Consider the following 22463-nt stretch of genomic DNA (forward strand, 5'->3'; position numbering starts at 1 on the left):
CTTTTAGTTAACGTTACAGACAGGGAACTTTTATGAAAGCTTTTATGGATCAGGATTTCTTATTAGAAACAGAAACTGCCAAAGAATTATTCCACGATCACGCTGCTAAGATGCCAATTATTGACTATCACTGTCACATCAACCCAGCACAAATCGCTCTTAACCACCAGTTTAAGAACATTACTGAGGCATGGTTAGGTGGCGATCACTATAAGTGGCGTATGATCCGCTCTAATGGTGTTCCAGAGAGCTTAATTACTGGCAAGGAAAGCTCTGATTACGAGAAGTTTGAACAATTTGCTAAGACTTTACCACGTGCCATTGGCAACCCACTTTACCACTGGACTCACCTTGAGTTACAGCGCTATTTTGGCATTACCAAGACCTTAAGCGAGAAGACCTGCAAAGAAATTTGGGAAGAGTGTAACGCTAAGCTTGCTCAAGAGGACTTCCGTGTACAAGGCATTATCAAGCGTTCTAATGTTAAGCTGGTAGCTACCACTGATGATCCAGGTGATAGCTTAGAGTGGCACCAAAAGATTGCCCAAAATCCTTGCTCTTGTGAAGTCGTTCCAGCATGGCGTCCTGATAAGGCCATGAAGATTGAAAATGATGGCTTTAAGGACTATGTAGAGCACATTGCTAAGCTTACCAATCGCACTATCAAGACCTGTGAAGAGTTCTTTGCTGCTTTAGATGAGCGTATGGAGTTCTTTAATCAAATGGGTTGTAAGGCATCTGATCACGGTGTTGATTATGCTTACTGCCGCATTGTTGATCAAGGCGTTTTAGAGCAGATCTTCCAAAAGGGCTTAAATAACGAGTGCTTAACTGAAGACGAGATTGAAGCTTATAAGTCCATGATCTTAATTCACTTAGCTAAGGGTTATGCTAAGTATGGTTGGGTAATGCAAATGCACTATGGTGCTATTCGTGATCCTAACACCAAGATGTTTAAGATCTTAGGCGCTGACACTGGCTTTGATTGCGTTGATAACCGTGCTTGTGCTCGTGGCATCTCTGCTCTTATGAATGCTTTAAATGAGGCTGATGCCTTACCTAAGATGATTTGGTACTCCTTAAACCCATCTGATAATGCCGCTATTGCTACTGCTATTGGTTCTTTCCAAGGCCCAGAGGCTCAAGGTAAGATTCAGCAAGGTTCTGCATGGTGGTTTAATGACACCTATCAGGGCATGGTTGACCAAATGACCTCTCTTGCTAACCTCTCTGTATTAGGCAACTTTGTTGGTATGCTTACTGACTCACGTAGCTTCTTATCTTATACCCGCCATGAGTACTTCCGTCGTATTATGTGTAACTTAATCGGCAACCTCGTTGAAAAGGGCATGTATCCAAAGGATATGGAGTTCTTAGGCCAGATTGTTGAAGATATTTCCTTTAACAACACCAATCGCTATTTCAACTTCAACGTTAAATAGCATGCTATGAGCCCAGAGATACTAAGCACACCAACTATTAACAAGTACTTTTAGCCACACCCTAAAAGCAAAGCACACACAAGATAGACAATAGCCCTATCTCATCACTTGTTTAGTTAAGAGTCCCTACTTAAAGCAGCTCTGGGCCCAACCAAAAAAAACATCTCCTAAAGCCTACTACCACCTAACCGTAGTAGGCTTTTTTCATTCCCATCCCACTCCAGCGCCAGCTCAATCAAGCGCCGACCTACTCCAGCTCCTGCTTACGCTTAAGCTTCTTCTGCGCCCGCACCAGCTACCACACTGCAAAGCTAATGTGCCTTTATAAATTCAATACACCCCCCAGCAGCTCAAAAGATACATCTTAACCTCTTACTTATCTGCTAGCCTATTTAGTGATTTAGGCGGAAAAATTAAACTTAAACTAAGATATCTATGTATAGATTTGCTATCATAATTCTGTAGCTAGTAGTTTCTAGCTTTAACCTTTAGCTGGCATAATTTCGACTTATTTATCTTATGAGCGTTTGTTGATTAAGCTCTTACTGTTAAATAAGCCTAAAGGATTTAGGAAGATTCATTCTTATGCTTACAGACAAACAACAAAAGGCTGCCGCTGCTGAGTTTGCAGCTAATTGGGAAGGCAAAGGATACGAAAAAGGAGAGTCTCAACCTTTTTGGCTAGACTTGCTTACCAATGTTTTTGGTATTGAACACGCCGCCCAATTTATCTCCTTTGAAAACCAAGTTAAGCTATCTAACACTAGTTTTATTGATGGCTTTATCGATAAGACTCATGTTCTTATTGAGCAAAAGAGTCTGGATAAAGATTTGCTTAAACCTATTAAGCAAAGTGATGGCTCTTCTCTTACTCCATATCAGCAAGCAAAGCGCTATGCCAGTGAACTTCCTTACTCTAAAAGACCAAGATGGGTTGTGGTTAGCAACTTCAAGTCATTTTTAGTGTATGACATGGAAAACCCTAGTGGTGAGCCAGAGGAAATCTTACTTAAAGACCTTGCTAAAGATTATAAGCGTCTACAGTTTTTAGTTGACGATCATAATGCCAAGATCAAAAAAGAGCTTGAGGTCTCGGTTAAAGCAGGCGACTTAGTGGGATTAATCTACGACAGTCTCTTAAAAGAGTACATTAATCCTGAGTCTCCAGAAACTCTCAAAAGCTTAAATGTTTTATGTGTTCGCATAGTGTTCTGTATGTATGCCGAAGATGCAGGTATCTTTGGCAAGCCTAATATGTTCCATGACTACTTAGCGCCTATTGAGTCATCAAAAATTCGTAAAAGCTTAATTGAGTTGTTTAGAGTGCTCAATACTCCTTATGATAAGCGTGATCCTTATATGGAGGCTGAGTTATCTTCCTTCCCATATGTAAATGGTGGTCTCTTTGCTAATGAGAACATTGAGATTCCTAATTTTACAGAGGATCTTAAGACCACCTTATTAAGTAAGGCCAGTGATGATTTTGACTGGAGTGAAATTTCTCCAACTATCTTTGGTGCTATTTTTGAGAGTACCTTAAACCCTGAAACTCGTAGACAAGGAGGCATGCACTATACCTCTATTGAGAATATTCACAAGGTTATTGATCCTTTATTTTTGAATGACCTCAAAGACGAGTTTAAGACCATTCTCAATACCAAAGCTACTCGCCCTCGTAAGCAAAAGCTATCTGAGTTTAGAGAGAAACTAGCCAGATTAAGATTCCTTGATCCTGCTTGTGGCTCTGGTAACTTCCTAACCGAAACCTACCTATCTTTAAGACGCTTAGAAAACGAGGCTATTAAAGAAGAGTTTGACTTTAAAGCCATGCTGGGTGACTTTAGCAATCCTATTAAAGTAGGCATTCACCAATTCTATGGCATTGAAATCAACGACTTTGCTGTTACTGTTGCTAAAACAGCCCTATGGATTGCTGAGTCTCAAATGATGGCTGAAACCGAGAAAATCGTACAAAGAGATCTCGACTTTTTGCCTCTCAAAAACTACTCGCACATTGTAGAAGGTAATGCCCTACACTTAGATTGGGCGCAAGTCATTGCCCCTTCCGAGCTTAACTACATCATTGGCAACCCTCCATTTTTGGGTGCCAGAGTTATGTCAAAAGAGCAAAAGCAAGATCTTTTAAATCTTTTTGGTAAATACTGGAAAAATGCAGGAAATTTAGACTATGTCTCTGGTTGGTATAAAAAGACCTTTGACCTAATAAAAGGCACCTCAATTCAGGCTGCCCTTGTATCAACCAACTCTATTTGCCAAGGAGAATCAGTAGCTAATTTATGGCAACCATTAATGACCTCTGGTCTATGCATAAATTTTGCTCATAGAACATTCCAATGGGATAGTGAAGCAAACATAAAAGCTCATGTACATTGTATTATTGTTGGCTTTAGTGATGATGAGGCTGCAAAGGCAAACAAGTTTATTTTTGATCAAGGAGTTGTTAATGAGGTAAAGCATATTAATGCTTACCTAATTGATGCTAGTGACACCTTTGTAGAAAGCACCAATAAACCTTTATGCAATGTTCCAAGAATAGGTATAGGCAATAAGCCCATTGATGATGGCAATTATCTTTTTTCTAAAGAAGAAATGGATGATTTTGTTGCAAAAGAGCCATTATCTCAAGAATTTTTTAAACCTTGGTATGGTACGCAAGAGTTTATTAATAATAAACCAAGATATTGTCTTTGGTTAGGAGAGTGCTCTCCTGCTCAATTACGTAAAATGCCACTATGCTTAGAGCGAGTTAATTCTGTTCGTAATTTTAGATTACAAAGTACGAGTGAAAGTACACGCAAGATAGCAGAAAAACCGACTAGGTTCCATGTTGAAAACATGCCGAAAGATGACTATATCCTTATTCCAAAATTAACACCTGAAAGTAGGTTATGGATTCCTATGGGATTTCTTTCACCTGATGTGTTATGTAGTGATTTAGTTCAAATAATTCCTAAAGGAACTATTTACCATTTTGGTATTTTAACTTCTTCATTGCACTTAGCATGGATTAAAACTGTATGTGGTCGGTTTGGAAATAGTTATCGCTATAGTGGAAAAGTTGTGTACAACAATTTCCCTTGGCCAGAGCCTACTGAGGGGCAAAAGGCTAAGATTGAAAAGACTGCGCAAGGTATTTTGGATGCCCGTGCTCTTTATCCTGATTCATCTTTAGCTGACTTGTATGATGATACTGTAATGCCTATTGAGCTTCGTAAGGCTCACCTGGCTAATGATAAGGCTGTATTGGAGGCCTATGGCTTCCCAACTAAGGACTTTAGTGAGTCTGATATTGTTGCTAAGCTCTTTGAGATGTATGAGGCCTTAATCAAGAAAGAGCAGGATGTGGCTAAAGAAAAGCCACAGAAAGCCAAGCGTACTCGCAAAGCTAAGGATTAAGACCAATACTTTTGATGGTTTGGGCAATCGTGCTCTTAGGTAGCTCCTTTAAATATGCTTGAAGAAGCCGTACGAGCTTAGCTTGGGCCATAAAACGACAAAAGGCTCAGCCTGTTGGGGCTGAGCCTTTTTTAGCTTAAGCAAGCGTAAGCTTACGCTTGGGTGGGGCGCTAACTTTGGGATGGAGGGTTAGCGCTGGCAGGAGTGGTATTTGAGGACTTGGCTAGAGATTTTTCGTTTTCTTTGGCCTTGGCAATATTGGTCAGCATAACGGACTCAATAGTGTTTTCCTCTACCTTTAAGATTTCCAGCTTCCACTTAGTAAGAGCAATTACCTCACCAGCTTGTGGCATTCTTTGTAAGTAATCAAGAATAAAGCCAGCAATAGTATGGTATGTATCTGAGGTTGGAACGGTAAAGCCAGTTAAGCGTGATACGTCCTTTAAAATAGCACCACCATCAATCTTAAAGACACCAGGGCTCATACGAACTAACTCTGGTACCTCAGTTTGATCTGGCAATTCGCCCGCAATCTCTTCCATGATGTCATGTAAGGTTACGATACCTTCAAAGTTACCGAACTCATCGAAAACAAAAGCAAAATTTTTCTTAGACTTTCTAAACTCTTCTAAAGCCTTAGTAACTGATACAGTCTCAGGAAGATATAAAGGCTCACGAATCTTACTTTCTAATAAAGCTTCGCTATTGGTTCTATCCATACTTTGAGCTAAAGCGTTAGCTGCTTCTTTAGCCTCTGGAGTGGTATTTTGTCGACTGGAGAGTACCACTACGCCACTATCCATATAGAGCTTAGTAGCTAAGATTTCATCACGCTTTAAGTAACCTAATGGCACTTCTCTTTGGTTGTCTTTATAAGCCACCAAACGAGAGCTTGGCATAGTCTTTAAGCTTTCAATAATCTCATCAATATTGTCAGAGATATCAACGCAATTAACATCAGTACGAGAGGTCATAACCGCTCTAATAGGTAAAGAGCTAATCTGCAATACACGAGAGACCATTTCTTTTTCAGTGTTGTTAAACACCTCAGAACCAGTACGAGAAACAATAGCCTCTTTTAAAGTATGTACTTGGTTCTGATTAGAACCTAATAAGCGTAATACTAAGTTAGCGGCAATCTCACGGCTTTGCATTGCAATCTTACCGTTGCCATCACCAAGCTTAAGAGTATTTTTACGAGCGATTTGATTAAAGATTTCCATCAAAATGGAGAAGCCAATAGCAGCGTATAAATAACCCTTAGGTACATGGAAGCCTAAAGCTTCAACAATTAAGCTAAAGCCAATGAGCAATAAGAAGCCTAAGCACAGAATAACTAAGGTTGGGTGATGGGATACAAACTCAGTGATAAAGCGTGAAGCCATGGTCATTATTGACATAGCAATAATTACGGCAAACATCATGATAAATACATGATCAACCATGCCCACAGCTGTGATAATAGAATCTAGAGAGAAAACAGCGTCCAAGACCATAATCTGTAAGATTACTAAGTACATGGCTGAGCCAGCAGCTTTAGATACGCTAAGCTCCTCATCAAAGCCCTCGAGCTTAGAGTGCAATTCATGTACAGCCTTGTAGAGCAAGAAGACACCACCTATAAGCAGGATGATATCTCTACCTGTAATACCCTTAGAGCCAATATAAAATAAAGGCTCAATCATGTTCACAATCAACGAGATACAGGCAAGCATTACCAGACGAATGCCCAAGGCTCCAGCTAAACCAATATAGCGGGCCATATCTCTTTGCTTTTCAGGTAGTTTGGCAGTAAGAATGGCAATGAAGACTAGGTTATCAATACCAAGAACAATTTCGATTACGACCAAGGTCAAAAGACCAAGCCATGCGGTAGGATCAGACACCCAAGCCATATCGAACATGACTTGATGCACTGCCGTAGGGTCCATAAATATTTACCTTAATAAGAAAGTTTAGGTATATGGCATTAGAGTTTAAATTAAACAGCAATACCAGCTCTAAACTTAGTGAACAGATTCCAAAATTTAATTTAATTTTCAGCAAAGAATCAAAAGCTCTTTGCCACCTTATGTAAGATTAATTATCTTACCAAAATTGCTAATAAGCATATCTAGCATAGCAAGCTAAAATGAGCTGAAAATTAGCAAAGTATTAGATGCACTTAACAAGTTAGCAAAATGCTCTAAATAATTGCACAAAAAGGGCCTAATGGCCCTTTATGCAAACAAATCAAAATAAAATTATTACTAGCGCTTTGGTCGAGCTCCAAACTCAACCTTGCGGCCCTTGCTCATAGGCTTAGCAGAGGAGCCCTTAGATTGGGAACCCTTAGCTGAGCCCTTGCCACCACGTGATGACTTATCATCACGACCTTTAGAGCTATAAGAAAGCTTAAAAGCCTTCTTTTCTTTAAAAGCAGCACGGCCATAGCTATTGCCCACTTTAGGATTTAACTTAGCAGTAGCAACAGTAGTTTGCTCTTGGCTCTCATCACGATCTTTAGGACGAGCAGAAACGTTCTTACGCTGCTTATTTAAGCTAGCGCTGACTCGTAATGGAGTAGTAGCATACTCCTCAGGTTTTAAGGCACGTAACTGGGCCTTAGAGCGCAATTGGTTAACCTCAGCTAAGGTTAACTCACGATACTGACCAGACTTCATACGTGGATCTAAATCAAATCCAGCATAGGAAATACGAATCAAGCGGCTTACCTGTAAACCAACAGCTTCCCACAAGCGGCGTACCTCACGGTTACGACCTTCACGTAAAGAAACATGGAACCAATGGTTTCTATTATCACCACCACGATACTCAATGGCATCGAACTTACCAATACCATCTTCTAAGAGCACACCATTACGTAATTGCTCTAATTGCTCCTCACTTACATCACCATAAACACGTACAGCATATACACGTTCAATGCCATAACGAGGGTGCATCAGAGCATGAGCTAAGTCACCATCGGTAGTAAATAACAATAAGCCAGAAGTATTTAAATCTAGACGGCCTACATTAATCCATTTACCAATATCTAAACGAGGTAAGTGGTCAAAAACAGTAGGACGATTTTGTGGGTCAGATAATGATGAAATTTCACCTTCTGGCTTGTAATACATCAAGCAGCGATTCTCAAGCTTGCGGCTCTTTGGAGAGTACACAATCTTGCCATTAATTTTAACGGTGATGTTTTCATCATCAGTACGGAAGCCTAAGTTGACTACCTTACCATTAACCTCAACCAAGCCCTCTTCGATCAAAGATTCTAAAGAACGACGAGAACCAATACCTGCATTAGCAAGAAGTTTATGGAGTTTAACTCCACTTACACGCTCATCATCAGTACCATTAATTGCTGCTGCAATCTTAGCCTTTTCGTGACGCTTAGCAGCTTCGGCACGCTCCTTAGTCTTTTTCTCAGCATAGCCTAATGAGCCTTTAGTATCAGAGCTACGAGCAAAACGTGAGTTAGCTGATGATTGGCGAGGGTCTTTGCCTTTTTTAGCACTAGAAGCATCACGCCACTTGCGTGCGCTATCTTTTGCATGTGTTACCTTATTGCGACCCATTCCTGCCTTTTTCTGCATCTTAAAGAATCCCTTCTTGAAAATTGAGCTTGCATCATGCCATTAGAAAATTACTACGCTATTTATCTATAGCGCTCACTCTTATTGACCTTCTAATAGAATAAAGAGTGTCCACTCACCTTATAAAGCTTTAATTAATCATAGGAGCGATCTTAAGCTCCTGTTAGAATCTTAGGTTGAAACTTACCTAAGCTTGGTGGTGCATAAAGATACTAAACAAATTAATGTGTTTCTTGCTTAGTAAAAGAAATGGCAATTAAATCTCCATTATGCCACAGCCATACATTGAAAAGCGGTTTTTAACAAAAAAATATCCTGCCAGTCCCATAAATAGCGCCTTGGTGAACAACAATAATTAATGATGAAAGCCAAATGATAAAATATGTTGTGAGCTTAATAATGTTGCTTCATGATTAAGCTAGCCAAGAATAGCTAAAATCAGTACAATACAGAGTTTTAACGCCTGATTTCCTTTTTTATGGGAAATATCAGCGCTATAAGGTTCACTTACTTTTCACTACAGCTCTTGAAGGCCTAATTGCTTTTCTTAATCAAGTGCTTAGTAGTTCTAGTTTTTAACGTGTTTAACTAGCATCAGCTAGACTTCGAGCAACACCATCTTAGTCATACAAATAAGTAGGATGCTGCCATTAAACACATCCGCTGATAGGTTGCAGTTCTTTAGTGGCATTATTATGGATAAAGATGAGATCAAGATAGTAACAGTTTCTTTGCTAGGTGAAAGTTTTAACTTGCGCTGCCATAAAAGCCAAGCTGACTCTTTACAGCGTGCTGTTGGCAAGATCCAAGAAATCACTGCTAAGATCTTACGTGACAATCCAAGCTTGACTCCTCAGCAGGCCTCATTACTTGCGGCCATTGAAAGCCAAAGTCAACTACAGCGCTACTTAGATACCTCTACTCCTTTCCAAGAACAAGCTTTAAACTTGATCCACAGAATCAAGCGTAATCTTAATAACATTGACTCTTAAGATCTATCTTGTCTTTCCTCTTATAATTTTACTTTAAGCTGATATCATTTATATGATGGCCTATAAGAGCCATCATCAGTTAAAAATAGTCGTCTTAGCAAAGTACCTTACTACCTCTTAACTTTTACCCTATCTTGCTCTTGCCAAAGCCTGCCTAACTAAGGCAAGCTGGCGCAAGGGAGTGCCATAGGCGCAAGATAGTCCGTGCCTGATGCAGGCCAGGCTGTGCCTGGCGTAAGCTAGCGTCACAGGCGCACGCAGGGCAGGACGTGCTGGCGCAGGCCTGGCCGTGCCAGGCGCAAGGGAGAGGCGCACTAGCGCAAGCTAGGGCGAACTGGGGGAAGCTTTGGTAAGATAGCAGTATCTGTTTTTACTTAGTTTTATTTTCTTTAGGTTGAAGTTTATGGCGGGCAATTGCGAGTATAAAGAGTGGCGTAAGCAAAAAAGAAATGAAATTCGTGCACAAAGAAAGGCTTTAGACCAACAAGAAGTCTTAACTAGCTCTGAGAAAGTACTTGATAGCTTAATGAGCCATCCTTTCTTAAATGCACCTAGAACTATTGCCTCTTATATGAGCTTTTCTGGAGAGATTGATACTATAGCTATCAATCAGAGATTAAAGGCTCAATCCCACCAAATATGCCTGCCTATTATTAATCCTGAATTAAAAGGCATTATGGATTTTTATAGTTATGATGACGAAAAGCAATTAGTCCTTAATAACTTTAAAATCTTAGAGCCGATTAAAGATGAAAATCATTATGTAAGACCAGACTGCTTAGAAGTAATCTTAGTGCCTTTAGTAGGCTTTAATGACAAAGGCGATCGCCTAGGCATGGGTGGAGGTTATTACGATCGTATGCTCAAAAAGGTATCTGCCAATTGTTTAATCTTAGGTTTAGCCTATGATTTTCAGTTGATCCCAGAATTAAAAGGTCAGCATTGGGATATGCCTTTAGACGAAATCATTACGCCAACTAAACACTATATTTTTTCTAAAAAATATTAGACACGAAAAAAGGAGCCCTAAGGCTCCTTTTTCATGAGTTTTTTAGTTAGCTGCGTTGGCTTTTAGCTACGTACATTTAGCTAACAAAAAGAATTTTTTACTGAGCGTCAGTTGCCTCAGCCTCAGCCTCTGGCTCTTCATTATTAGAGCTTTCTACGGCCTCTTTAACTTCCTCGTCAGTAGCTACGGTGTCGTCATTAACAACGCTCTCACCTTCTTGAGCCTCAGCTGATGCATTATCTTCAGCCTGAGCATTCTCAGCAGCTACAGTATCAGTGTTCTCTACAGCTGGAGCGTCAGTGCTCTCCATAGCTGGAACATCAGTAGACTCTAAAGTTGGTACTTCAGTATCAGTTGGTGGTAATAAAGGAACATCACCGCCTAAAGAAGGAACATCAGCTGGGCTCTCTTCAACTTGAGCAGCCTCACCAATATTAGTAAAGTCACCTGCTTTGTTGGTGTCTTGCTTTTGTAAGTAGCCAATTAATAAACAAAGGCCAAAGAATACAAGAGCTAAAATCCAGGTAGAGCGGGTTAAGAAGTTACCTGAACCAGCAGCACCGAATACGGTATTAGAAGCGCCTGCACCAAAAGAAGCGCCCATGCCAGCACCCTTACCTTGTTGAACTAAGATTAAAGCAACAATAGCAATGGATACTAAAAGTAGTAATACAATTACAATCTCGTACATAGCAAAACCATAAAGATAAAATGGATAATTTTAGCTGTGCAATAATACCTATCAAAGCCGCAATTATCAAGACCTAAAGCACTTTTAGAACAAATTTATCTTGCCAATAAAAAGCAAACATGCCTTATTTTGAGCCCTACACAGCTTAGATTATCGAACAAAACCGCTATTGCTCTTAAACTAGTCCCCACACAAAAGGCGTAATTAAATTACAATAGCAGTTTTGCGAATCTTATATAATAAGCTTTAATAAGCAATAAATCAAAGTGCAAAGAATAGATAAATTACCTTTTTTAAGATATTGATGGCAGTAAAGCCATTTCATTAAAAAAGCCTAGCTATTTTAGCTAGGCCTTTTGCTGTTAAAGCACAGTAATTAACTATTCAGTTTGAGCTCTAATACAATCAGCAATACGTACTGCCATATTATGAACCACAGAGCTATCCTCACCCTCAACCATGACACGGATAAGAGGCTCAGTACCGCTCTTACGTAATAAGACACGACCCTTGCCTTGTAAAATTTCTTCTACTGCCTTAACCTCAGCTTTAACCTTCTCATCATTTAAAGCATCAAAAGCGGTAGATAGACGAATATTAATTAGCTCCTGAGGGAACATTACTAAATCTTGAGTAAGCTCCTCTAAGCTCTTGTTATGACGGATACAAGCCTTTAATACCTGTAGAGCAGAAATAATACCATCACCTGTTGAGGTATAGTCTAGACAAATAATATGACCGCTGTTTTCGCCACCTAAGCGCCAATCACGCTTTAATAGCTCTTCCATTACATAACGGTCACCAACGGCGCTACGAACAAAGTCTACACCTAGTCTTTGCAAAGCTAGCTCAAAGCCTAAATTAGACATTTGAGTACCTACCACACCTCCGCTCATGCGATTGCGTAATTTACGGTCTAGGGCAATGATATAAAGTAAAGCATCACCGTCTAAAATACGGCCCTGCTTATCCACCATAATGACACGATCACCGTCACCATCAAAAGCAATACCTAAATCTGCATTATTAGCTAATACTTTTTCAGCTAAGCTATCAACGTGAGTAGAACCAACACCATCATTAATATTGATGCCATTAGGTGATACGCCCATACAAGTTACGTTAGCACCTAACTCTTTAAATACTAAAGGAGCTACATGATAAGTAGCACCATTAGCGCAGTCCAAAACGATATTTAGACCATCTAAGCTCATATGAGTGTCAAAGGTAGACTTACAAAACTCTACATAGCGTCCTGGGGCATCGCTTTGGCGATAAGCACGGCCAAAAAAGGCAGGCTCAGCCATAGCAAGCTCATGCTCTAAAGCCTCCTCGATAGCAGCCTCTACCTCATCAGGTAGCTTAGTGCCTTCGCTGGAGAAAAACTTAATGCCATTGTCATAAAAAGGATTATGCGATGCTGAAATTACTACGCCTAAATCAGCTCTAAAAGCTTTGGTTAAATAAGAAACAGCAGGAGTAGGCATAGGGCCTAATAATACTGTAGACACACCAGAGGCACTAAAACCAGCCTCAAGTGCAGCCTCAAGCATATAGCCAGAAAGACGAGTATCCTTTCCAATAATTACTCGGCCTTGATCATTTTTAAGCAATACTTTGCCAGCAGCCATGCCCAATTTCATAACAAAATCTGGAGTAATAGGAAATTGACCAACACGACCACGTACACCATCTGTACCAAAGTATTTACGCTTAATTGAACTTTGCATCACTAATCCTCTGCTTATTTCATGCTTGTACCAACAAACTTTCTTTTTCAAAAGCACTGCTTGTTATCTCTTAGCTAAAAGCTAAGCAACACACACTATAAATTTTTATAGCCTAAAATTGTACACCATACAAAACGCAATTATCTAATAAAGTCTATTAGCTCCAATCCCAGCTCTAAGTTATCTACTGCTTCGATCTTGTTAAAGTATGCTCTAGCTCCCCAGAACACCTGTCCCTACCTTTAATACTAAGGTAGTCACTAATATAGTATGCAATAGCATTGGATACTCTAGGATATTAAGGATGCCAGATGTGAATGTTAAGAAAGTGCGCCTAAGTTGGCTATTTGCCTAGTTTTACTAGCTGCTTATTTTGGCCAGAGGCCTGCTTTGGCAAGTGGCTTATTTTTCTTAAGGTGGGGATGATGGGGATGATGGGGAGGTGCGGTGTGAATTTTGACCATAAAAAAGCCTACAAACTTAATTTTGTAGGCCTTTTTTAGTATTAATGACAATCAATTAGTCTATTTGTTAGCATTTCCTTTACGCTTGCCCTGAGCTAAATTTTTTAGCTTTGCACCTATGGCACGAGTTAGCTTAAATGGTCGTGCACTTTGATGAAGGGCATGCCAGCTATTAATGGCTACGGCAATGTCATAGACTTGCTTAGTACGAATAATACGTATGCCTTGTTGCTCGGCAAATAAAGCTACTGTCGTGACAATGGACATATTTTGTTCATTAGGATTACTTTCGCTCTCATTAGCTACTAAGCGAGGTAAAGAGCAGCTAAGTGGCAGACCAAAGCTTACAAAAGTCTTAAGGCGACCAAAGATTTTTAAACGATACTCAACTGAGGTATGAACACCAATCATAGGCTCTAAAATGATCTTTTGACGGTCAATACCAGCATTCATGCAAGCATCTAAGCGCTCATAGAAAAACTCAGATACTGCAGCGCAAGGATCGCTATCATCCTCTTCTTTAAATGAGCATTGTTGGTCATAAAGCATGCATACAGCTAAGCCTGTTGATGATATAGCCTCAATAGCTCCTGGAGCTCGTAAAGCATTAGGGTCAACAATAAATTGCGCACCGCATTGAGCTACTTTGGTCATGATCTCAGGATTAGAGGTATAAACGCCAACTATAAGCTCACAATCATTTACAGCTTCAATAGCAGCGCACAACATATCTAATTGCCCATCAACAGAACAATCCCTTTGCTCGTACTTATTAACACTGAACTCTAAAAAAGTAGCACCAGACTCCTTGTAGTCTTCAGCAATATCATAAATATCATCTAATGACAGAGGAGCATCAGTATTAAGGTCGATATTTCCCATAATCATGGTGCTTGATAGCTCAATGGTAGAATCTTTTAGATGTAAACGCACGATCATCCCCCTGAAACCCTGACTATTAGCATTAGCTAGACTTAGTAATAATACTACTCTATCCTAGAATATAAATACCTATTTAGGTGCAAAAAGCTCCTACAGTTGCGAGAGCGCTCAAATTTTACATATCTAAGCACTTTTAAAGTGCTTGCCATAATTTGCAGCTGCCCAAAAGAAAAAAGGCCTAGTATTTTCTACTAGGCCTTTTTTCATAAGAACAAAAGCTAATTATTTCTTTTCATTCTTATCATCAACTTTGTTGCCACTTGGAGTATTAAATGGCCAACCCTTATTCTGCTCACTGGCATTGTCCTGAGCAGGAGCATCCTTTGCTTGCTCGGAAGCTGGAGCCTGAGCCTGTTCAGGCTCTTGAGCCTTAGCGTCTGCGCCCTCAGCAGCAGGAGCTGCTGTCTCAGGAGCAGCTTGGGTCGCCTGGGCTGCTTTATCGGCAGAAGCCTTAGTCTCTTGCTCATTGGCAGAGCTATTTTGGCTCTGCTGTGGCTTGGCCTGCTCGGAGCTTGAGTTGCTATTGGAGCTGTCAGAACCATTAGAGCCTTGAGACTGGGACTGGCCATGGGAGCCTGATGAGCTATTACCCTCTGATGGTGCACGGCATGGGCGACGATTCATAAGATCATCGATTTGGGCAGCATCAATAGTTTCATACTTTAATAGTGCATCTTTCATGGCCTCAAGAATATCTCTATTCTCAGTGAGCATGGTCTTAGCACGATCGTAGCAGTAATTAATGATAGAGCTTACTTCCTCATCAATAATTAAAGTAGTCTTGTCTGAAACTGGCAGAGTAGCTACATGACCACCACCTAAGTATTGAGATTGATCTTGGTCTTGATCAAACTGCATTGGTGGTAGGCGCTTAGAGAAGCCCCAACGGGTTACCATGCGACGGGCAATATCAGTAGCACGCTCAATATCATTAGAGGCACCAGTGGTTACGGCATCCTCACCAAAAGCCAACTCCTCAGCAATACGGCCTGCAAATAAGGCACTAATACGAGAAAGTAAATATTGCTTTGATTGGCTGTAGCGATCTTGCTCTGGGAGGTAAGAAGTTACACCTAAAGCACGACCTCTTGGGATAATGGAAACCTTATAAACAGGGTCATGATCAGGCACTAACTTACCCACAATAGCGTGACCAGCTTCGTGATAAGCAGTATTAGCCTTTTCATGATCGTTCATAATTAAGCTACGACGCTCAGCACCCATTAATAACTTATCTTTAGCTTGCTCAAACTCAAGCATACTTACAGTACGCTTGTTAGCACGAGCAGCTGATAAGGCAGCCTCATTAACTAAGTTAGCAAGCTCTGCACCAGAGAAACCAGGAGTACCACGAGCTAATAGCGCAGCATTAACATCCTCAGCTAAAGGTACTTTCTTCATATGTACCTTTAAGATTTGCTCACGGCCACGAACATCAGGTAAACCTACAGTAACTTGACGGTCAAAACGACCTGGACGTAATAAAGCTGGATCTAAAACATCAGGACGGTTAGTTGCAGCAATTACAATTACTGCCTCGAAGCCCTCAAAGCCATCCATTTCAACCAATAACTGGTTTAAGGTCTGCTCACGCTCATCGTGACCACCACCCATGCCTACGCCTCTTTTACGGCCTACAGCATCGATTTCGTCAATAAACACGATACATGGAGCGTTCTTCTTAGCCTGAGCGAACATATCACGTACACGTGATGCACCCACACCAACGAACATTTCCACAAAGTCAGAACCAGAGATGGAGAAGAATGGAACCTTAGCCTCACCAGCAATAGCACGAGCTAATAAGGTCTTACCAGTACCTGGAGGGCCTACCATTAAGACACCACGAGGAATACGACCACCAAGCTTTTGATACTTAGATGGATCACGTAAGAAGTCTACTAACTCTACTACGTCCTCTTTTGCCTCATCACAGCCAGCCACATCAGCAAAGGTGGTCTTAACTTGGTTTTCGGATAAAAGCTTAGCTTTGCTCTTACCAAAAGATAAAGGATTACCCTTTGAACCACCTTGCATTTGACGCATGAAGAAAATCCATACGCCAATCAAGATAATCATTGGCATCCAAGAGACAAAAATGGAGGTTAATAAGCTTGGCTCCTCAGGACGGGTGCCAGAGGTGCGTACATTGTGATTTAACAAGGTATCTAAAAGGGCGCTATCGTGGATTGGCATCACAGTAGTAAACTGCTCGCCATTGCGCTTGGAGCCGTTAATCACTGCACCATCAAAAATAACCTCTTGAACTTGGTCATTTTGCACTGAAGCTACAAAGCTGGTGTAGTCAATGCTACGACCATTGTTATCAGAGCTATTAAATGACTCAAACAGCGACATTAAAATAATCGCTATTACTAGCCATAATATTAAGTTTTTTGCCATTCCTTCCTCATTTTGCGCTCTTATCAGGACATGCTTAAGTACAAGCATTACCTAATAGATCACTCTTGTTAAAAAATTCTGAATAACCTTGAAATTATAGCTAAAAAAGCTTTGTATAAACTTAGCTAATTTTCTTGATTGCTCTATTTTAGTGACAAAAGTTATTAAAAACTTTCTATAAGTCGTCACTAAACTCAGGTGCTACACCTGAAAGCTCATGACCCTTAAAGCCAGTAGCTACCATATAAACCTCTGATGAACGATCACGAGAGGCCTCAGGCTTACGTACTCTTACGGTAGTGAAGTCCTTTTTAAGCTCTGCTAAAAATTCTTGAGAGCCAGAACCTGTAAAGACCTTTACTACAAAGCTACCGCCCTCTTTTAATACACGACGGGCCATATCCAAAGCAAGTTCGGTCAATAACATTGCTCGAGGTTGATCAATAGCCTTATTACCAGACATGTTAGGGGCCATATCTGACATTACCACGTCAGCACCACCACCAATCATGTCGTAAAGCTTCATAAAGACCTCATTTTCTCTAAAGTCGCCTTGTAAAAAGTCAACATTACGAATAGGTCTCATAGGCAAAATGTCGCACGCTACAATACGACCAGTATCACCTACGCATTTAACAGCGTACTCAGACCAGCCACCAGGAGCTGCACCTAAATCAACTACCACATGTCCAATCTTAATGAGGCGATCTTTTTTCTGCAGTTCTTCGAGCTTAAAGGTGGCACGTGAACGTAAGCCACGCTTATGAGCCTCTTTTACAAATGGATCATCAAAGTGCTCTTTAAGCCATCGAGTTGAACTGGCACTTCTTTTACGTACAGGCATGTCTACCTTCCAAAAATTAGCTTCCCAGCTGAAATTACCTAGATAGTATAATAAAAGCTTTCATTATACATGCGCATTTATACTTTTGCACAAGTAAAGAAAAGATCGCTTAAATTGGAAAAAATTTTCTCATACCTGATTAATCAAGCACAGAAACCCAATGCAGAATCTAATGAATTTTTTTAGATAATTTAGCTTGGTTTTGCTACAATATGCGACAATTTAGGGTTAACCCTGATTATTTTTAGGAATTTTTTATGGCTTTAAATGCAAAGCAGCGTCAGTTTTTAAAGGCTGAGGCTCATTCCTTAAATCCAGTTGTGTTGCTCGGTAACGAAGGTCTTTCCCAGAACGTTATTAAAGAGATTGATAGCTCTATTGAGCACCACGAACTCATTAAGGTTAAATTGAATGCTGGCGAGGGTCGTAAAGAACAGGCTCAACAGGCTGCCGATGCAGTTGGTGCTCAGCTTGTTAACGTAGTAGGTCGTATTGCTATCTTATTTAGACAACGTAAGCAAGATAGCCGCTACATCTTACCTCGCTAAATTAAAAGAAAAAAAGCTTAGTCACTACCGTAGTGTCTAAGCTTTTTTTGTATTAAAAATTCCTAGGCAATGTACTGAACTTCAGTAATCTCATAGGTTACTGTGCCCTTAGGAATCTTAATAGCAACTTCGTCGCCTTCAAACTTGCCTAATAAGCCCTTAGCAATTGGGGTCTTATAAGACATTAAGTTATTCTCAATATCAGCCTCGTCCTCACCTACAATCTTATAAGTGATTTCATCATCGCTGTCTACGTCCAATAAGGTTACTGTGCAGCCAAATACTACCTTTAATGGATCGCTCTTAGCTAGCTTAGTAACATCAATAATATTAGCTGAGGCAAGCTTGCCTTCAATATCCTTAATACGGGCCTCGCATAAGCCTTGCTCTTCTTTTGCTGCGTCATACTCAGCATTTTCACTCAAATCACCGTGACTACGAGCCTCAGCAATAGCAGCGGTAATACGTGGGCGCTCTTGAGTCTTAAGACGCTCTAATTCATCGCGTAAAAGCTGCTCACCACGTGCAGTCATAGGGGTCTGTTCCATGATAACCTCAAATATAGTTTAACCGTTGGCCCTTTAGACATTAACTACTTGCACTTTAAGTAGCGCTCCATACAGCATTGATATTAAGGGCGTAAAGATGCGGTTTAATAAAAAACAAAACGCCTAATGCTATCAGTAGCACCAAGCGTCATAAAAACTTAATACAAGCAAAATTATAGCATGTATTAATCTAGCTAAAATATTTAAGAAAAAAGCTCTACTAATACCACAATATACTAGCAGAGCTTAATGAATTTTTTTGACTCTTCTCAAAGAGACTATTTGCCTATCTCTTTAAAGAATTTTTTAACCTTATCAGCAAAAGAGTCATTTAAAGGTTTTTGACTAGCACTAGAGCTACTGTTAACTACCTTGCTGTCTTGTTTATCATCATTTTCAAAAGACTGCTCTAACTTATGTAATAAGTCCTTTTGGTAGTCATTTAAGTTAACTGGAGTTTCAACTACTACAGTGCAGTATAAATTACCACGTGGACGGTTAGTATAAGTAGCCTTAATACCCTTTCCAGCTAAGCGATAAGTGGTTCCAGTTTGAGTGCCTGGCTCTACAGTGATCGCTAGCTTGCCATCTAAAGTAGGTACAGTAACCTTACCACCTAAAGCAGCAGTGGTGAAAGTAATTGGTACTTCGCAATACAAGTTATCGCCATCACGCTTAAAGAGGTCGTGCTCTTTAACTTGAATTACTGCAATAACATCTCCGTTTGGACCACCATGTAATCCAGACTCACCAGCACCATCAACAATTACAGACTGACCAGTATCTAAACCACCAGGGATTTCAATCTTAACGTTTTTAGGCTGGCTAATACGGCCTTGACCGTTACAACGCTTGCAAGGGTCAGTAACTACATAGCCCTCACCATGACAGTGCTCACAGGTCTTTTGTACGCTAAAGAAGCCATTAGTGCTAATAGTAACACCCTGTCCATGACATACAGGACATGGTTTGCGGCTCTTTGGATCCTTAGTACCCTCGCCATGACAATCAGGGCAAGTAGTTAGAGCATTAATCTTAACTTCCTTAGTTAAGCCTTTTACAGCTTCCTCTAAGGTAAGGGTCACTACAATACGAAGATCACGGCCTCTAGTTCTTACAGGGCCAGTTGGACGACGCTGGCGGCGGCCACCACCCATGGCAGATCCGAAAATACTTTCGAAAATATCGCCAAAATCACCTGCGTTACCAAAGTCGAAGCCTTGTGGACCATTGTTATTTACTGCATCAAAACCACCTGCATCATAAGCAGAACGCTTTTGAGGGTCACTAAGTACCTGATAAGCCTCGTTAATTTCTCTGAATTTATCACCAGCATCAGGATCTTTATTACGATCTGGGTGATACTTCATAGCTAAACGTTTGAAAGCACGCTTGATTTCATCATCAGTAGCGCCTTTTTGTACGCCTAGCACCTCATAATAATCACGCTTTGTTGCCATGCTTATCTCGATACCTTAAGGGTAAATAACTAGTATTTACCAAAAAACTAATAGTGCATTATTAGGCTTTAGCACTCTATATAAGAGTGAGCTATATTGAGCACTAAAGACTAAAAAGCGGAAGGCGACTCTTAAGCACAATCTCAAGTAATAATGCTTGAGCTCTTAAAAAAGCCCCCAACCGCCTTAGCAAATTAGACTTAAATAGTCTTAACTTCTTGACGCTATCCTATAAGATAGCCCCGCTAAGTAACTTAACGGGACTATCTTAATTAGGCTATGAAGATAAATTAAAGATTATTTGTTGTCTTTAACTTCTTCGAACTCAGCATCAACAACATTGTCATCCTTAGCAGCGCCAGATGAAGCCTGACCTTGGTCAGCTTGCTGGTAAGCATTAGCACCTGGGTTGCCTTGAGCTTGCTGCTGCTTAGCTAAGATTGCCTGTAAGGACTCTAAAACCTTCTTCTCGGCATTCTCAATGTCATCCTTATTGTCGCCACGAACAGCTAACTCTAAGGCATTGATAGCACGCTCAACCTCAGCCTTGTCCTCGTTGCCAACATTCTTCTCATTTAACTCCTTACGAGCCATGTGAATGGTGTTGTCAGCACGGTTACGAGCACTTGCAAGCTCTTCAAACTTCTTATCCTCAGCAGAGTGCTGCTCAGCCTCACGAACCATACGATCGATATCTTCCTCAGAAAGACCAGAGGAGGACTGAATGGTAATCTTCTGCTCTTTGTTGGTCTTCTTATCCTTAGCAGATACGTGGATTAAGCCGTCAGCATCAATATCGAAGCTTACCTCAATTTGTGGCATGCCACGTGGAGCTGGATCAATACCCTCTAAGTTGAACTGACCTAAGGACTTGTTGTCAGAGGCACGCTTACGCTCACCTTGGAGAACGTGAATAGTAACAGCTGGCTGGTTGTCCTCAGCAGTTGAGAATACCTGAGACTTCTTAGCTGGAATGGTGGTGTTCTTAGGAATTAAGGTAGTCATAACACCGCCTAAGGTCTCAATACCTAAGGATAATGGAGTTACGTCAAGTAAGAGCACGTCATTCTTGGCACCAGATAATACGCCGCCCTGAATAGCAGCACCCATAGCAACAGCCTCATCTGGGTTTACGTCCTTACGAGGCTCCTTGCCAAAGAAGTCAGCTACTAACTTCTGAACCATTGGCATACGGGTCTGGCCACCAACTAAGATAACATCGTTAATCTCAGATACGGATAAGTTAGCATCATTTAAAGCAGTCTTAACTGGCTCTAAGGTCTTCTGTACTAAATCCTCAACTAAGGCCTCTAACTTAGCACGAGTAATCTTAAGATTCATGTGCTTAGGACCAGTAGCATCAGCAGTGATGTAAGGTAAGTTTACATCGGTCTGTGAAGAGGAAGAAAGCTCAATCTTAGCCTTTTCAGCAGCTTCCTTTAAACGTTGTAAAGCTAATTGATCCTTACGTAAATCAATGTTCTGCTGGTTCTTGAACTCTTCAACTAAGTAGTTAATGATACGGTTATCGAAGTCCTCACCACCTAAGTGGGTATCACCATTAGTAGCTAATACTTCAAAGGTCTTCTCGCCGTCGATCTCATCGATATCAATAATGGAGATATCAAAGGTACCACCACCTAAGTCGTAAACAGCAATCTTCTGCTCACCCTTAGCCTTGTCCTCACCGTAAGCAATAGCAGCTGCGGTAGGCTCGTTAATGATACGCTTTACCTCTAAGCCAGCGATACGGCCAGCATCCTTAGTAGCCTGTCTTTGAGAATCATTGAAGTAAGCAGGGCAGGTAATAACAGCCTCAGTAACTTCCTCACCTAAGATGTCCTCAGCAGTCTTCTTCATCTTCTTTAAGACTTCAGCAGAAATCTGTGGAGGAGCTAACTTCTGGCCATTAACATCAACCCAAGCATCGCCGTTATCAGCCTTAACAATCTTGAAAGGCATAATGCTAATATCACGTTGAACTTCAACGTCATCGTAACGACGACCAATTAAACGCTTGATGGCAAATAAGGTCTTCTCTGGGTTGGTAACAGCCTGACGCTTAGCAGCATCGCCTACTAAAATCTCACCGTCATCAGCGTAAGCTACGATAGATGGAGTAGTACGACGACCTTCAGAGTTCTCTAATACACGAACCTTGTCACCATCTAAAACACTAACGCAAGAGTTAGTAGTACCTAAGTCAATACCAATAATTTTTCCCATGATAAATTCTCCGCTATCAAACCTGTATTAAGAACCAACAGCCATTAGTTAAGTCTTACACTTTTCTGCTTTGCTAATCGCTCAAGCACTGTTGACTGTTGTAATTTCATCTCACATCAGAACAGTCACATTCTAGTTAGAGCCTTTGGTGCGCAAG

13 protein-coding genes and 2 pseudogenes are annotated in these 22463 nt (G+C 40.7%); 5 read left to right on the plus strand and 10 right to left on the minus strand.

Translation table 11 applies throughout. From position 1 onward, the window contains the following. The first annotated feature begins 32 nt into the window (after positions 1 to 32). Both uxaC and MXE38_RS02735 read left to right on the plus strand, forming a co-directional pair. On the plus strand, positions 33 to 1442 hold the full coding sequence (gene uxaC / locus MXE38_RS02730; protein WP_246911046.1) for a glucuronate isomerase: 1410 nt from the start codon (positions 33 to 35) through the stop codon (positions 1440 to 1442). 585 nt (positions 1443 to 2027) lie between these two features. Beyond that, positions 2028 to 4859: a DNA methyltransferase gene (locus MXE38_RS02735; RefSeq protein WP_246911051.1), complete on the plus strand. Its 2832-nt coding sequence runs from the start codon at positions 2028 to 2030 to the stop codon at positions 4857 to 4859. Between the two features lie 170 nt (positions 4860 to 5029). Here MXE38_RS02735 and MXE38_RS02740 read toward each other — a convergent pair whose 3' ends face one another. Further along, positions 5030 to 6790 (minus strand): transporter associated domain-containing protein, encoded by a 1761-nt coding sequence (locus MXE38_RS02740; protein WP_246911054.1) that lies wholly within the window; start codon positions 6788 to 6790, stop codon positions 5030 to 5032. 318 nt (positions 6791 to 7108) lie between these two features. Continuing rightward, on the minus strand, positions 7109 to 8449 hold the full coding sequence (gene rluB / locus MXE38_RS02745; protein WP_246911056.1) for a 23S rRNA pseudouridine(2605) synthase RluB: 1341 nt from the start codon (positions 8447 to 8449) through the stop codon (positions 7109 to 7111). Between the two features lie 641 nt (positions 8450 to 9090). Here rluB and MXE38_RS02750 point away from each other — a divergent pair. After that, a complete protein-coding gene (locus MXE38_RS02750) occupies positions 9091 to 9441 on the plus strand; it encodes a cell division protein ZapA (RefSeq protein ID WP_246911058.1) in 351 nt (116 codons plus the stop codon). A 403-nt stretch (positions 9442 to 9844) separates the two neighbouring features. After that, a complete protein-coding gene (locus MXE38_RS02755; protein ID WP_246911059.1) occupies positions 9845 to 10450 on the plus strand; it encodes a 5-formyltetrahydrofolate cyclo-ligase in 606 nt (201 codons plus the stop codon). A 472-nt stretch (positions 10451 to 10922) separates the two neighbouring features. Here MXE38_RS02755 and secG read toward each other — a convergent pair. The 5 genes and pseudogenes from secG to rlmE all read right to left on the minus strand — a co-directional run. After that, a pseudogene (secG, locus tag MXE38_RS02760) lies at positions 10923 to 11141 on the minus strand (preprotein translocase subunit SecG); the annotation flags it as partial. 380 nt (positions 11142 to 11521) lie between these two features. Next, the gene (glmM, locus tag MXE38_RS02765; RefSeq protein WP_246911093.1) at positions 11522 to 12859 is read right to left on the minus strand and encodes a phosphoglucosamine mutase; all 1338 of its coding nucleotides are present in this window, start codon (positions 12857 to 12859) and stop codon (positions 11522 to 11524) included. Between the two features lie 536 nt (positions 12860 to 13395). Further along, positions 13396 to 14268, minus strand: coding sequence for a dihydropteroate synthase (locus MXE38_RS02770; RefSeq protein ID WP_246911062.1), 873 nt, complete (start codon positions 14266 to 14268; stop codon positions 13396 to 13398). A 507-nt stretch (positions 14269 to 14775) separates the two neighbouring features. Beyond that, a pseudogene (gene ftsH / locus MXE38_RS02775) lies at positions 14776 to 16680 on the minus strand (ATP-dependent zinc metalloprotease FtsH); the annotation flags it as partial. A gap of 175 nt (positions 16681 to 16855) precedes the next feature. Further along, on the minus strand, positions 16856 to 17524 hold the full coding sequence (gene rlmE, locus MXE38_RS02780) for a 23S rRNA (uridine(2552)-2'-O)-methyltransferase RlmE (protein ID WP_246911066.1): 669 nt from the start codon (positions 17522 to 17524) through the stop codon (positions 16856 to 16858). Positions 17525 to 17781: 257 nt separating this feature from the next. Here rlmE and yhbY point away from each other — a divergent pair, with 257 nt between their 5' ends. Beyond that, entirely contained in the window at positions 17782 to 18072 is a 291-nt protein-coding gene (gene yhbY, locus MXE38_RS02785) for a ribosome assembly RNA-binding protein YhbY (RefSeq protein ID WP_246911067.1), read from the plus strand. A gap of 62 nt (positions 18073 to 18134) precedes the next feature. Here yhbY and greA read toward each other — a convergent pair whose 3' ends face one another. From greA to dnaK, 3 genes are all read right to left on the minus strand, one after another. After that, a complete protein-coding gene (greA, locus tag MXE38_RS02790; RefSeq protein ID WP_246911068.1) occupies positions 18135 to 18620 on the minus strand; it encodes a transcription elongation factor GreA in 486 nt (161 codons plus the stop codon). Positions 18621 to 18898: 278 nt separating this feature from the next. Then, positions 18899 to 20080 carry a molecular chaperone DnaJ gene (gene dnaJ, locus MXE38_RS02795; protein ID WP_246911069.1) on the minus strand — a complete coding sequence of 394 codons (1182 nt, stop codon included), beginning with the start codon at positions 20078 to 20080 and terminating at the stop codon, positions 18899 to 18901. Between the two features lie 297 nt (positions 20081 to 20377). Continuing rightward, positions 20378 to 22306: a molecular chaperone DnaK gene (gene dnaK, locus MXE38_RS02800; protein WP_246911070.1), complete on the minus strand. Its 1929-nt coding sequence runs from the start codon at positions 22304 to 22306 to the stop codon at positions 20378 to 20380. Between the last annotated feature and the right edge of the window lie 157 nt (positions 22307 to 22463).

It is taken from the genome of Anaerobiospirillum sp. NML120448 (assembly GCF_023050945.1).
In the GTDB taxonomy this organism is placed as follows: Bacteria; Pseudomonadota; Gammaproteobacteria; order Enterobacterales; family Succinivibrionaceae; genus Anaerobiospirillum.